Genomic DNA, 14038 nt, shown 5'->3' with positions numbered 1-14038 from the left:
GCGGCATCGACAGATTTGACCCCACTGGCCTGACGGCCAATGCGGACCTTGCTGGCCGCCACCTGAGCCAAGACAATATCCATCGAGAGGAACATCACATGCTGAAATTTACCGCTGAACACGAATGGCTGAAGATCGAGGGCGATGTCGCGACCGTCGGTATCACCAACCACGCCGCCGAACAGCTGGGCGACCTGGTCTTCGTCGAACTGCCGGAAGTCGGCGCGACCTTCGACAAGGGCGCCGATGCTGCCACCGTCGAATCGGTCAAGGCGGCCTCGGAAGTCTACTGCCCACTCGACGGCGAGATCACGGAAATCAACCAAGCGATCGTCGACGATCCATCACTGGTCAATTCCGATCCGCAAGGCGCCGGCTGGTTCTTCAAGCTGAAGCTGAAGGTCGCCGCCGATGCCGCCGCCCTTCTCGACGAAGCCGCCTATAACGAGCTGATCGCATGACCACATCGACCGAATTCCAGTTCACCGACTACCAGCCCTACGACTTCGCCAATCGGCGCCACATCGGTCCCTCGCCGGCCGAAATGGACGATATGTTGAAGGTTATCGGCTATCAGAATCTCGACGCGCTGATCGACGCCACCGTCCCGTCGTCGATTCGCCAGCAGGTTCCCCTTACCTGGGGTGCCGCCATGACCGAGCGCGAAGCGCTCGACAAGCTGCGCGAGACCGCCAACAAGAACAAGGCGCTCGTTTCGCTGATCGGCCAAGGCTATTACGGCACCATCACGCCACCGGTCATCCAACGCAACATCCTGGAAAACCCCGCCTGGTACACAGCCTACACGCCCTACCAGCCGGAGATTTCGCAAGGCCGGCTTGAAGCGTTGCTCAACTTCCAGACCATGGTTTGCGACCTGACCGGGCTCGACGTGGCGAACGCCTCGCTGCTCGACGAGGCGACCGCCGCCGCCGAGGCCATGGCGCTTGCCGAACGCGTGTCGAAATCCAAGGCGAAAGCCTTCTTCGTCGATGAGGCCTGCCATCCGCAGACCATCGCAGTGATCCGAACCCGCGCCGAGCCGCTCGGCTGGACGGTGATCGTCGGCAACCCTTTCACCGATCTCGATCCGGTCGACGTGTTCGGCGCGATATTCCAGTATCCCGGCACCCATGGGCAGATCCATGACTTTTCCGGCCTGATCGCCCGCCTGCACCAGACCGGCGCAACCGCCACCGTTGCCGCCGACATCTTGGCGCTGACGCTGCTGAAGTCACCCGGCGACATGGGCGCCGACATCGCCATCGGCTCGACCCAGCGCTTCGGCGTTCCGGTCGGTTATGGCGGCCCGCATGCCGCCTATATGGCGGTCAAGGACGCCATCAAACGCTCCATGCCCGGTCGCCTCGTCGGCGTCTCCGTCGACGCCCGCGGCAACCGCGCCTACCGCCTATCGCTACAGACCCGCGAGCAGCATATCCGTCGAGAAAAGGCGACATCGAACATCTGCACCGCACAGGTTTTGCTCGCCGTCATGGCCTCGATGTATGCTGTCTTCCATGGCCCCAAGGGCATCAAGGCGATTGCCCAGCAGGTGCACCAGAAGGCGGTTCTGATGGCCAAGGGGCTGGAAAAGCTCGGCTATGCGATCGAGCAGGAAACCTTCTTCGACACCATCACCGTCGAGGTCGGCCATATGCAGGGCCTGGTTCTGCGCGCCGCCGTTGCCGAAGGTGTCAACCTGCGCAAGGTCGGCGAAACCCGCATCGGCATCAGCCTTGACGAGCGCACCCGGCCGGCAACGCTCGAGGCTGTCTGGCGCGCCTTCGGGGGCGCCTTTGCGGTCGCCGAATTCACGCCCGACTACCGCCTGCCCAAGGATCTCCTGCGCCAGACCGACTACCTGACGCATCCGATCTTCCACATGAACCGCGCCGAAAGCGAGATGACCCGCTATATCCGCCGGCTCTCCGACCGCGACCTCGCGCTCGACCGGGCGATGATCCCGCTCGGCTCGTGCACGATGAAACTCAACGCCACGGCCGAAATGCTACCGATCACCTGGCCGGAGTTCTCCGAGATCCATCCGTTTGCCCCCGCCGACCAGGCGCTCGGCTACAAGGAGATGATCGACGATCTTTCGGAGAAACTGTGCTCGGTTACCGGTTACGACGCGATTTCGATACAGCCGAATTCCGGCGCACAGGGTGAATATGCGGGGCTTCTGACCATCCGCAGCTACCACCTGTCGCGCGGTGATGCCCACCGCACCGTGTGCCTGATTCCGACCTCGGCGCATGGCACCAACCCGGCATCGGCGCATATGGCCGGCATGACGGTCGTGCCGGTCAAGGCACGCGACAATGGTGACGTCGATCTCGACGATTTCCGCGAGAAGGCGGAGAAATATGCCGATACCTTGTCCTGTTGCATGGTCACTTATCCATCCACGCATGGCGTGTTCGAGGAGACGGTGCGGCAAATCTGCGAGATCACCCATGCCCATGGCGGGCAGGTCTATCTCGACGGCGCCAATATGAACGCGATGGTCGGCCTTGCCCGCCCCGGCGACATCGGCTCCGACGTCTCCCACCTAAACCTGCACAAGACCTTCTGCATCCCGCATGGCGGCGGCGGTCCAGGTATGGGACCGATCGGTGTCAAGGCGCATCTGGCAGCCTTCCTGCCAGGCCATGTCGCAACCGATGGCCGTCCGGGCGCGGTTTCGGCGGCCCCCTATGGCTCGCCATCGATCCTGCCGATCAGCTGGTCCTATTGCCTGATGATGGGCGGAGAAGGGCTGACGCAGGCGACCAAGGTGGCGATCCTCAACGCCAATTATATAGCCGCCCGGCTGACCGGCGCCTATGACGTGCTCTACAAGTCAGAAGCCGGTCGCGTGGCGCATGAGTGCATCATTGATACCCGTCCGCTCGCCGAAAGCTCGGGCGTCTCCGTCGACGACGTCGCCAAGCGGCTGATCGACTGCGGCTTCCACGCTCCGACCATGAGCTGGCCGGTCGCTGGCACATTGATGATCGAGCCGACGGAGAGCGAGACAAAGGCCGAGATCGACCGTTTCTGCGAGGCCATGCTGGCGATCCGCGAGGAGGCCCGCGACATCGAGGAAGGCCGGATGGACAAGGCGAACAACCCGCTGAAGAACGCCCCACACACCGTGGAAGACCTCGTCGGCGAGTGGACCCGTCCCTACACGCGCGAGCAGGCCTGCTTCCCGCCCGGCGCCTTCCGGGTCGACAAGTACTGGTCCTCGGTCAACCGCGTCGACAATGTCTACGGCGACCGTAACCTGGTCTGCACCTGCCCGCCGATGAGCGAGTATGCCGAAGCCGCCGAATAGCGGCCTCGACTGCCCTCACATGCGACGAAGGCCCGCCCGCAAGGCGGGCTTTCTCGTTGCGGGTAGCGTGGGTCGCAAATCGGCCATCGGAACCGCCCAGGCTCTCGGTCACTGCCCTCTGGAACGCAATCGGCGTCGGCATCGGCACTCGGCGTGACCGTCTTCGACAATATCGGCCTGTGCATCTCGGCGGGCATCCCGATCGGTGTGGCGGGCTGGCTCGCTATGCCGCGAAAGTAGTCCGTAACGCCCCTCTCAGCCACCCCCTTGCGATCCTAATGTAATTTTCTATTTCTTTATTTAGTCTATTGCCTAATTGTTTCGTTTTCTATGTCGTCTTTGGCTGGGCAAGATGCGGCCAGGGCGTATCATTTCGGAACAAGGCCTGGAGGGCTGGACACGGTCCATGAACCTCGTCGCTTCAGGCTTCCCTAACGGGCGTCAGGTAAAGTGCTTCGATTGAATATGGGCATCGAGGCTGAACTATGGGAATTTCCGCGATCATGGGCATTGCCGTTTCCGGCATGCAGGCGCAGCCGACGCGGCTCTCAGCCACCGCCAACAATGTGGCGAATGCGCTGACGCCGGGCTATGACCGCACCGTGACGACGTTTTCGACGCGCCCGACCGGCGGGGTCTCCGCATCCGTTTCCACCTCAGGCGAAGACACCCTGCCCGACAGTTCCAATGTCGATCTTGCCAGCGAAATGCTCGACGCGATCGGCGCCGAACTCTCGTTCAAGGCCAATGCCTCCGTGTTCGAGACCGGCGCGGACATGTGGGACGTGCTGATGAGCATCAAGCGGGATTGAAGAACTCTCCATCGGCCTTCAAAGGCGAGGATTGCATCGACACGATGCTCTACCTTTTTCGGCGCCCCAGCACCGTGGTGCCCCTCGCCAAATTGCGTAAACGCAAGTCTCCGCACCCAAAATAGTCCAACGACACATGGTCACCCCGCCTATAAAAGGATCGCCAGCGCCGTCCTGGCATCCCTGAATTCCGTTGAATCAGGCGATAAATCGGGATTCTTGAAAGGGATTCTTATGCGCTTCAAATTGGTACTGACACTTGCAGTTACGCTCTCCACGCTCGGAGTTACAGGCGCGATGGCGCAGACCCAAGGGGATTGGGTTCTTGGCAACTACAAGGGCGCCGGCTACTGGTTCCCGGGCATTGCCGAAAAGGTCGGCAACGGCAAGGTTACCATTCGCTATGACGACGGTGACCGTGAAACGGTCGCCATTGGAGATGTGCGCCCGTATGACTGGATGATCGGGATGAAGGTCGAGTGCAATTTCAAGGGCCAGGGCGAATGGTATCCTGGCACGATCGCCTCTCTCGCAGGTGAAAAGATCGGCATCGCCTATGATGATGGCGACAAGGAAACGATGAAGACCGGCCGCTGCCGCTCGCGTTGAGTTCGTTCTTCAGCCGTGTCGGCGGCCCAATCCGCCGACACGGCTGAAAGATCAGATCCGGGGCTTAGCCGATCGGCCTTCGAAGATACCTTCCGAGCCGTGGTCGTCCCGCACAAAAGCGCCCGGACAGCCGTTACGCGACCAGCGCCCTCACCCCCATCACGATTGCCACTAGGCCGAAGCCGATCAGCACCACGCCGGAGATCCGCGACACCCAGAGGGCGAAGCTCTCCGGCAGGCGGTGATGCAGCAGCGCCACCGTGCCGCTGAGGAATATCCACCAGAGCATCGAGCCGGCGAAGACGCCGGCGACGAGCGCGGCCGCCGACCAGCCATCGCCCTGCGATGCCAGGCCCAGCCCGGCAAAGATAGCAGCAAAGGACAGGATGGTCGCCGGGTTGGTGATGGTCAGCAGGAAGGTCGCGCCGGTGGTGCTCAGCAGGTCGCGTGCGCCCACCTTGGCGGCCACGACCGGCGGCTTCGGCTGAAAGCTCTTCCAGCCGAGCCACAGCAGGAAGGCGCCGCCAAGCAGTTGCAGCGGCAAAGAGATCGTGTCGAGCAGGGTCGCGAAGGCGGCAAAACCAGCGGCAGCCATCAGCGCATAGGCGCCGTCGGCAAGCGCCGTGCCGAGGCCACCGGCGACACCGGCCCAGAAGCCGCGCTCCAGCGTACGAGAAATGCACAGCGCGCCGATCGGTCCGAGAGGCGCGGCAATGGCGAGGCCAAGCAGGATGCCCTTGCCGAGAAGAAACAGGCTCATCGTTCAAACCTCCGCCAGGGTGAAGCCGCGCTCGACGGCAGTCGAGAGCACGATCATGGTTTCGCTGCGGGAGAGAAAGCGCCGGGCCTTCAGTTCGGCGAGGAAGGTCTCGAGCCCAGCAAGATCACGGACACGCACCTTGAGCAGATAAGACCAACCTCCCGTTACATGATGACATTCCGCAACGGAAGGATGGTCGGCGGCGAAAGCCTTGAAGGCCTCCTCGCCCGCATCGTAGTCGAGCCCGACCAGCACAAAGGCAGTGACGGCCAGTCCCAACAATGCATGGTCAGCGTCCACGGTGAAGCGCTTGATGACACCTGAGGCGGCCAACCTGCGAATACGCTCGTTGACGGCCGAGGCAGATAAGCCCACTGCCTCACCAATATCGGCAAGCGAACGGCGGGCGTCTTCGGCCAGCAGAGCGGCTATTTTCTTGTCCGTTATGTCCATTTCCGCAACATATGCGGAAAATACCAATATTTCAAATGTTTTTATTGGTATTATTGTTCTAAACCGCATTTATTCCGGCGAACGATGATCTCGCCGCAAAAACAAAAGGCCCAGTCGCGGACCGGGCCTTTTGTTCTACAAAAAAGTCTGTCTCACACGTCAGCCAGCGACAGTCGCTTGCTGTTTCTGGCGAGCAAGCTCCGCCAGATCGGCGGCTTTCAACTCGACCGATTCACCACAGCCGCATGCCGAGGTCTGGTTGGGGTTGGTGAAAGTGAAGCCGGAACGCAGCGTCGTCGTCTCGAAATCCATCTGAGTGCCGAGCAGATAGAGCACGGCGGCTGGATCGACCCACACGCTTGCTCCATCGCGCTCGATCAGGTCGTCCTTGGGGTTCGGTTCACTCACCAGGTCGATGGTATACTCCATCCCGGCGCAGCCGCCCTTCTTGATCCCGACGCGAATGCCCCTGGCATCCGGTGCGGAATTCTCGACGATCGCGCGGACGCGGGCGGCTGCCGCATCCGTCATGGTCATCACCTGAAAGCCCATTTCGTTTCTCCCATCGCCACCGGGTTCAAGGTCCGGGGCTCTGCTTGGTCAACCGAATGTAGTGGCCAACCTGGCTTCTATCAATACCAGCCGATGGCGACTTGCGCTTCTTCGGACATGCGGTCCGGCGTCCACGGCGGGTCAAAGGTCATTTCCACCTCGACGCCGGAGATGCCTTCGACCGCGCTAACGGCATTCTGCACCCAACCCGGCATTTCGCCGGCAACCGGGCAACCAGGCGCTGTCAGGGTCATCACGATCTTGACCATCCGGTCATCATCGACGTCAATCTTGTAGATCAACCCGAGTTCGAAGATATCGGCCGGGATCTCTGGATCATAGACGGTCTTCAGCGCCGCGACGATGTCGTCGGAGATGCGCGCAAGTTCGTCCTGCGGAATGGACGACTGGACGATGCCCTCGCGGACGTCCGGTTTCGGTTCGCTTTCGTTGACGCTCATAGACGTTTCCTCACGCGAAGAAGGTGCGGGCATGGTCGAGCGCGTCTGCGAGCGCATCGACCTCCGCACGGGTGTTGTAGAGACCGAAGGAGGCCCGGCAGGTCGACGTGACGCCGAAACGGGCAAGCAGCGGCTGGGCGCAATGGGTGCCAGCGCGCACCGCGACGCCACGACGATCGATCAGCATCGACACGTCATGGGCATGGATGCCGGCAAGCTCGAAGGAGAAAATCGCTCCCTTACCTGGCGCATTGCCGATAATCTTCAGCGAATTGATCGCCGAGAGCCGCTCATGGGCGTAGGCCCGCAAGTCCTCCTCATGCGCGGCGATCGCCACGCGGCCGAGGCTGTCCATATAGTCGAGCGCATAACCAAGACCAATCGCCTGGACGATCGGCGGGGTGCCGGCCTCAAACCGATGCGGCGGGTCGTTGTAGGTCACGGCATCTTCCGTCACCTCAACGATCATTTCGCCGCCGCCCATGAAGGGCTGCATGTCCCTCAGCCGGTCCATCTTGCCATAAAGCACGCCGATACCCGACGGCCCGTAGAGCTTATGGCCGGTGATCGCGTACCAGTCGCAATCCAGGTCCTGAACATCGACCGGCATGTGCACGGCGCCCTGACTGCCGTCGACCATGACCGGAATGCCGCGCTCATGGGCGATGCGGCAGACGTCCTTGATCGGCACGACTGTGCCGAGCGCATTGGACATATGGGTGATGGCGACGAGCTTGGTGCGCTCCGTCAGGCATTTCTCGAAGGCCTCAAGGTCGAAGGCGCCGTCGTCGGTCACCGGCGCCCAGACGAGCTTGGCACCCTTGCGCTCGCGCAAAAAATGCCAGGGCACGATATTAGAGTGGTGCTCCATGATCGACAGGACGATCTCGTCGCCCTCGCCGATATGGGTCATGCCCCAGCCATAGGCGACCGTGTTGATCGCCTCGGTCGAGGACTTGGTGAAGACCAGTTCGTCGACCGAGCCGGCATTGAGGAAACGGCGGACCTTTTCGCGCGCGGCTTCATAGGCGTCAGTCGCGGCGTTGGACAGGAAATGCAGGCCGCGATGGACGTTCGCATATTCGTTGGAATAGGCGTGGCTGATGGCGTCGATCACTTGTCTCGGCTTCTGCGCCGAGGCGGCATTGTCGAGATAGACGAGCGGTTTGCCATAGACTTCGCGCGACAGGATCGGGAAGTCGCGGCGCACCGCTTCGACATCATAGCCTGCCCGTGTGGATGGATGATCAACCATGGCGTTCAAGCCAGTTGGAAATGATCCCTTCCAAGGCGGTGACCAGCGCCTCATCCTCCAGCTCCTCGACGATCTCGGCGACGAAGCCGTTGATCAGGAGGGCGCGCGCCGTCTTCTCCGGGATCCCGCGCGACATCAGATAATAGAGGTGGGTCTTCAGGATGTCGGCAACCGTCGCGCCATGGGCGCATTGCACGTCGTCGGCGAAGATCTCAAGCTCCGGCTTGACCGAGAATTCGGCGTCGTCCGACATCAGCAAAGTGTTGCAGGCCATCCGCGCATCGGTCTTCTGCGCATCGGGCGCGACCCGGATCATGCCCTGGAACACGCCCTTGGCGCGGTCGAATACGACATTGCGGATGATTTCCGTCGAGGTCGTATTGGGCACGTCATGGCCGAGCGTCATGGTCACGTCCGTATGGCTCTCGCCGCCGAGCAGATTGACAGCCCTGAGCTGGAAGTCCGAGCCTTCGCCAACGGTGCGCAGGTGGATCTCCTGACGCACCAGCTTGCCGCCGGCATTGACGATGAACAGGCGGAACTTGGCATCCGTACCAAGCTCGACCTTGATCTGGCCGAAATGGGTATCTTCCAGCCCTTCGGTCTGAAGGATGATCCAGGTGACTTCGGCGCCGTCCTCGATCTTCAGGTCGGCAATGCTGGAGACGAGCGCGACGCCTGCCCCGTTGGCAAGGTGACGTTCGATGACCGTCGTACGGCTCTTGACGCCGAACACGGCCGGATAACGCATATGTACCGCACCGGCGCCGTGAATGCTCTGCAATTCGATCGGCGCCTGAAGGTCCGTGTCGGCGGCAACGGCAAGCACGATTCCGTCTTGAACGAAGCTGCCGTTCAGCCGTCCGATCGCGTCGTCGGCATCACGGGCCTTGAGCCCTGCCGCAGCAGAACCGCTCGTCAGTTGCTCGCGGTAGCCTGAAGCTTCAACGCCGTCAGGCATCGCGGCCAGTTCCGCGCTGCCGTGCAGCAGGGACAGCACGGTCGCACCGGCAACGATGGGGGCCTCCGCCTTGGCGGAGGCCGAGGGGTCAAAGGCGGGCACAGCGCGAAGAAGCGCCTTGAGGTCGGTATAGTGCCAGGATTCGATTCGACGGGTCGGCAGACCGCCCCGCTTCAGATCGTCGAACAGCAGGTCACGCGCGGCCAGCACCTCGCCGTTGCCGGGCAGCCCGCCGATCTGGCTCGTGTAAGCCTCGATCAGCTGGCTTTCGGCCACTGTCAGCCGGTTAGCAGCTTGGATTGTCATCGTCGGAACTCCTTTCCGGCCCGATCAGGCCGCTTCCCCGATGATGTCGGCATAGCCATTGGCTTCCAGCTCCAGCGCCAGGCTCTTGTCGCCGGTCTTGACGATCTGGCCCTTGTAGAGGACGTGGACGGTGTCCGGGACGATATAGTCGAGCAGGCGCTGATAGTGGGTGATGACGATCACTGCGCGATCCGGCGACTTCAGCGCATTGACGCCGTCGGCGACGATCTTCAACGCATCGATGTCGAGGCCGCTGTCGGTTTCGTCGAGAACGCAGAGCTTGGGCTCAAGCAATGCCATCTGCAGGATCTCGGCACGCTTCTTCTCGCCACCGGAGAAGCCGACGTTCAGCGGGCGCTTGAGCATGTCCGGGTTGATCTGCAGCTTGGCCGAGGCGTCCTTGACGCGCCGGATGAATTCCGGGGTCGTCAGCTCGGCTTCGCCGCGGGCCTTGCGCTGCTCGTTCATCGCGACCTTGAGGAACTGCATGGTGGCGACACCGGGGATTTCGACCGGATACTGGAAGGCCAGGAAAATGCCCTTGGCGGCGCGCTCGGCCGGATTGAGATCGAGAATACTCTCGCCGTTGTAGAGGATGTCGCCTTCGGTCACCTCATAGTCATCGCGGCCTGACAGGATGTAGGACAACGTCGACTTGCCCGAGCCGTTCGGTCCCATGATGGCGCAGATCTCGCCCGGCTGTACCGTCAGATTCAAGCCGCGGATGATCTCGGTGCCGTCTTCGGCGATGCGGGCGTGCAGATTCTTGATTTCAAGCATGGTCAAATCCTTCCGGACGAATAAACAGAGGCGCAAAGCGCTTAGAAACGGGTTATGCCGAGGTCGGCGACCGATCAGCCGACCGAGCCCTCGAGGCTGATGTTGATCAGCTTCTGTGCCTCGACGGCGAATTCCATTGGCAACTCCTGGATGACATCGCGAACGAAGCCGTTGACGATCAGGGCGATGGCTTCCTCTTCGGGAATGCCACGCTGCATCGCGTAGAACTTCTGGTCCTCGGAGATCTTCGAGGTCGTCGCCTCATGTTCGACCTTGCCGGTCGAGTTCTTCACCTCGATGTAGGGCACCGTGTGGGCACCGCACTTGTCGCCGATCAGCAAGCTGTCGCAATTGGTGAAATTGCGGGCGTTTGATGCCTTGCGGTGCATCGACACCTGGCCGCGATAGGTGTTCTGCGATACGCCAGCCGAGATGCCCTTGGAGATGATGCGGCTTGACGTATTCTTGCCGAGGTGGATCATCTTGGTGCCGCTGTCGATCTGCTGATGGCCGTTCGACACGGCAATCGAGTAGAACTCGCCACGACTGTCGTCGCCGCGTAGGATGCAGGACGGATATTTCCAAGTGATCGCCGAACCGGTCTCAACCTGAGTCCAGGAGATCTTCGAGCGGTCGCCGCGGCAGTCGCCCCGCTTGGTGACAAAATTGTAGATGCCGCCCTTGCCGTCCTTATCGCCCGGATACCAGTTCTGGACGGTCGAATACTTGATCTCGGCATCATCGAGCGCGACGAGCTCGACCACGGCCGCATGCAGCTGGTTTTCGTCACGCTGTGGCGCCGTGCAACCCTCGAGGTAGGACACGTAAGCGCCTTCCTCGGCGACGATCAGTGTGCGCTCGAACTGGCCGGTGTTCTTCTCGTTGATGCGGAAATAGGTCGACAGTTCCATCGGGCAACGCACGCCCTTCGGCACGTAGACGAAGGAACCGTCAGTGAAGACGGCGCAATTGAGCGTCGCATAGTAATTGTCCGTGACCGGCACGACCGAGCCAAGGTATTTCTGCACCAGTTCCGGATGTTCGCGGATTGCCTCTGAGATCGACATGAAGATCACGCCGGCCTTCTTCAGCTCCTCCTTGAAGGTGGTGACGACAGAAACCGAATCGAACACCGCGTCCACGGCGATCTTGGAGGTCTGCACGCCGGCCAGAAGTTCCTGTTCGCGCAGCGGAATGCCGAGCTTTTCATAGACCTTCAACAGTTCTGGATCGACGTCATCGATCGAGGTCGGGCCCGCAGTGCTCTTCGGCGCGGCGTAATAATAGATGTCGTTGAAGTCGATCTTCGGATAATCGACGCGTGCCCAGGTCGGCTCCTCCATGGTGAGCCAGCGCTGGTAAGCGGCAAGCCGCCACTGGAGCATCCACTCCGGCTCGTCCTTTTTTGCGGAAATGAAGCGGATGATGTCCTCCGACAGCCCCTTAGGAGCCTTGTCGACCTCGATCATCGTCTCGAAACCGTATTTGTACTGGTCGACATCGATCTGGCGGACCTGATCGATTGTTTCCTGCACCGCAGCCATTCTCGTTCTCCAATCTCGCCGGGTCCAAGGTCCGGCAGCTTGTCAACGTTGAGGGCGCAAACCCTCCCTTATATAAGTGCCAGAGGCGTGTTTTTCATCCTCGCGGCAAGGGAAAAAATGGATTTTGCCAATTTTTCCCGGCCTTTCATGCGGCCTCGCCGGAGAGTTTCCGGCGCGCCGCAATCCGTGCGAATATCTCGACCACCCGGTCGATCTCCTCGACCGTCGTCGACGGTCCGAGCGACATGCGCAAGGCCCCCGTCTTGGCGTCCTGCCCCATGGCAGTGAGCACATGGCTCGCACCAACCTTACCCGACGAACAGGCAGCACCGGCGGAGAGCGCTACCCCTTCCAGATCAAAAGCGATCTGGCCGGTTTCCGCCTTCAGTCCCGGCAGGGTGAAGAAACTCGTATTGGCAACGCGCACCACGTCCGCGCCATGCACAACGAGGTCACCAGCCGCCTGTCGCATGCCCGCTTCAAGACGATCACGCAAGACGCCGATTGCCGCATTGCGCTCCTCAAGCCCTTGCCGGGCAAAGGCCGCAGCGGCGCCGAAACCAGCAATCGCCGCGACGTTCTCGGTGCCGCCCCGATGCCCCTTCTCCTGGCCTCCCCCACGGATCAACGGCGCGGGCATCAGGGTCTCGCCACGCGCGACCAGAGCACCAGCCCCTTTCGGCCCGCCGATCTTGTGAGCTGAGAGGAGCAAAAAGTCGGCTCTGTTCTCCTCGACGGCAAGCGTCATGCGCCCCGCCGCCTGCACCGCGTCGACGACGAGCAGGCCGCCATGCGCATGGACAATCGTCGCGACGTCACGAATCGGCTGGATCACGCCGGTCTCATTGTTGACCGCCATCACCGCCACAAGCGGCAGGCCGGTCGTCGCGTCGTGCGCGCCGAGCAACCGTTCGAGCGCCTCCAGATCAACAAGCCCGGCTTCGGTGACCTGGATCTCGCTCACCTGATCGGCGGCAAAGCGACCGCCTTGACGGACGGCGGGATGTTCGATCGCAGAGACATAAAGATGACCGATAGAAAGCTGCGCCTTGCCCATTCGGTAGACCGGCGACAACACGAGATTGGCCGCCTCGGTGGCAGTGGCGGTGAACACGACATTCGCCGGGGATACGCCGACCAACAGCGCCACATCGCGTCGCGCGGCCTCGATCAACCCTCGGGCGGCACGCCCCTCCGCATGAACCGAGGACGGATTGCCAACGAGCGTCAAGGCATCCAGCATGGCGTCGCGCACCGACCCCAAAAGGGGTGCAGTGGCGTTCCAATCGAGATAGATGCGCTTCTTGACCATTTCGCTCGCACAGCGCCACTGGCAACCAGCAAGCGCATTTTCCTTGAAATTTCCGTCGTGCTTGTCCTATGACACGTTCGACCTTGGATGGACAGCCGATCCAGTTTCGAACAGTTCTAAACTGGGTTTTATGAATGTTGACTGCCTTCGTCAAGTCAACTGGCAGCAATGCTTGTCCAGGAACCAGAAAATTTTGCACGGACCGGAGTCTCAATGCCTGAAGTGATTTTCAACGGCCCGGCGGGCCGCCTCGAGGGACGGTACCAGCCGTCCAAGGAGAAAAGCGCGCCGATCGCGATCATCCTGCATCCGCATCCGCAGTTCGGCGGCACGATGAACAATCAGATCGTCTACCAGCTCTTCTATATGTTCCAGAAGCGCGGGTTCACGACGCTGCGTTTCAATTTCCGCGGCATCGGTCGCAGCCAGGGCGAGTTCGACCATGGCGCCGGCGAGCTTTCGGACGCGGCATCGGCGCTCGACTGGGTGCAGAGCCTGCATCCCGATTCGAAGAGCTGCTGGGTTGCCGGCTACAACTTCGGCGCCTGGATCGGTATGCAGCTTTTGATGCGCCGTCCGGAAATCGAGGGATTCATCTCGATTGCACCGCAGCCCAACACCTATGACTTCTCCTTCCTCGCCCCCTGCCCGTCGTCCGGCCTGATCATCCATGGCGACGCCGACAAGGTTGCCCCGGAAAAGGATGTCCAGGGGCTGGTCGACAAGCTAAAGACGCAGAAGGGCATTCTGATCACACAGAAGACGATACCGGGCGCAAACCACTTCTTCTCCAGCCATACCGAGACGCTGATGGCCGAGTGCGAGGACTATCTCGACCGCCGGCTGGAAGGCGAATTGGTACCAGAACCGGCGGCCAAGCGGATCCGCTGAGCAAGACCACCACAATCGAG

The 14038-nt window shown here is 61.4% G+C and carries 14 protein-coding genes; 5 read left to right on the top strand and 9 right to left on the bottom strand.

Annotated elements, in window-relative coordinates:
• Window positions 1-98 precede the first annotated feature (98 nt).
• The 4 genes from gcvH to RNA01_RS09525 all read left to right on the top strand — a co-directional run bounded on the left by gcvH (window position 99) and on the right by RNA01_RS09525 (window position 4743).
• Entirely contained in the window at window positions 99-461 is a 363-nt protein-coding gene (gene gcvH / locus RNA01_RS09540) for a glycine cleavage system protein GcvH (protein ID WP_147179798.1), read from the top strand.
• Window positions 458-3322 carry an aminomethyl-transferring glycine dehydrogenase gene (gene gcvP / locus RNA01_RS09535; protein WP_147179796.1) on the top strand — a complete coding sequence of 955 codons (2865 nt, stop codon included), beginning with the start codon at window positions 458-460 and terminating at the stop codon, window positions 3320-3322. The genes gcvH and gcvP overlap by 4 nt, the downstream gene beginning before the upstream one ends.
• Before the next feature lie 485 nt (window positions 3323-3807).
• A complete protein-coding gene (locus tag RNA01_RS09530) occupies window positions 3808-4134 on the top strand; it encodes a flagellar basal body protein (RefSeq protein WP_147179794.1) in 327 nt (108 codons plus the stop codon).
• 234 nt (window positions 4135-4368) lie between these two features.
• Window positions 4369-4743, top strand: coding sequence for a tudor domain-containing protein (locus RNA01_RS09525; protein WP_147179792.1), 375 nt, complete (start codon window positions 4369-4371; stop codon window positions 4741-4743).
• 133 nt (window positions 4744-4876) lie between these two features.
• Here the strand turns inward: RNA01_RS09525 and RNA01_RS09520 are convergent, their stop codons facing one another.
• From RNA01_RS09520 to RNA01_RS09480, 9 genes are all read right to left on the bottom strand, one after another.
• Window positions 4877-5503 carry a LysE family translocator gene (locus RNA01_RS09520; RefSeq protein ID WP_147179790.1) on the bottom strand — a complete coding sequence of 209 codons (627 nt, stop codon included), beginning with the start codon at window positions 5501-5503 and terminating at the stop codon, window positions 4877-4879.
• A gap of 3 nt (window positions 5504-5506) precedes the next feature.
• Window positions 5507-5956: an Lrp/AsnC family transcriptional regulator gene (locus RNA01_RS09515; protein WP_147179789.1), complete on the bottom strand. Its 450-nt coding sequence runs from the start codon at window positions 5954-5956 to the stop codon at window positions 5507-5509.
• Between the two features lie 159 nt (window positions 5957-6115).
• Window positions 6116-6508, bottom strand: coding sequence for a Fe-S cluster assembly scaffold SufA (sufA, locus tag RNA01_RS09510; RefSeq protein ID WP_147179786.1), 393 nt, complete (start codon window positions 6506-6508; stop codon window positions 6116-6118).
• A gap of 80 nt (window positions 6509-6588) precedes the next feature.
• Complete coding sequence (locus tag RNA01_RS09505) at window positions 6589-6969, bottom strand: SUF system Fe-S cluster assembly protein (RefSeq protein ID WP_147179784.1); 381 nt, start codon at window positions 6967-6969, stop codon at window positions 6589-6591.
• Between the two features lie 10 nt (window positions 6970-6979).
• The gene (locus RNA01_RS09500) at window positions 6980-8224 is read right to left on the bottom strand and encodes a cysteine desulfurase (RefSeq protein WP_147179783.1); all 1245 of its coding nucleotides are present in this window, start codon (window positions 8222-8224) and stop codon (window positions 6980-6982) included.
• Window positions 8217-9491: a Fe-S cluster assembly protein SufD gene (gene sufD / locus RNA01_RS09495; protein ID WP_147179781.1), complete on the bottom strand. Its 1275-nt coding sequence runs from the start codon at window positions 9489-9491 to the stop codon at window positions 8217-8219. Before sufD ends, RNA01_RS09500 begins: the two co-directional genes overlap by 8 nt.
• Window positions 9492-9515: 24 nt before the next feature.
• Complete coding sequence (gene sufC, locus RNA01_RS09490; RefSeq protein WP_147179779.1) at window positions 9516-10271, bottom strand: Fe-S cluster assembly ATPase SufC; 756 nt, start codon at window positions 10269-10271, stop codon at window positions 9516-9518.
• Between the two features lie 74 nt (window positions 10272-10345).
• Window positions 10346-11815, bottom strand: coding sequence for a Fe-S cluster assembly protein SufB (gene sufB, locus RNA01_RS09485; protein ID WP_147179777.1), 1470 nt, complete (start codon window positions 11813-11815; stop codon window positions 10346-10348).
• Between the two features lie 145 nt (window positions 11816-11960).
• Window positions 11961-13127, bottom strand: a complete 1167-nt coding sequence (locus RNA01_RS09480) for a cysteine desulfurase family protein (RefSeq protein ID WP_147179775.1) — start codon at window positions 13125-13127, stop codon at window positions 11961-11963.
• A 213-nt stretch (window positions 13128-13340) separates the two neighbouring features.
• Here RNA01_RS09480 and RNA01_RS09475 point away from each other — a divergent pair, with 213 nt between their 5' ends.
• Window positions 13341-14018: an alpha/beta hydrolase gene (locus RNA01_RS09475; RefSeq protein WP_147179773.1), complete on the top strand. Its 678-nt coding sequence runs from the start codon at window positions 13341-13343 to the stop codon at window positions 14016-14018.
• The last annotated feature ends 20 nt before the right edge of the window (window positions 14019-14038 follow it).

This window comes from Paenirhizobium naphthalenivorans, from assembly GCF_007992095.1.
GTDB classification, from domain to species: Bacteria; Pseudomonadota; Alphaproteobacteria; order Rhizobiales; family Rhizobiaceae; genus Allorhizobium; species Allorhizobium naphthalenivorans.
The sequence above is the reverse complement of the archived record's forward strand: the minus strand, read 5'-3'. Positions and strand labels throughout refer to the sequence as shown.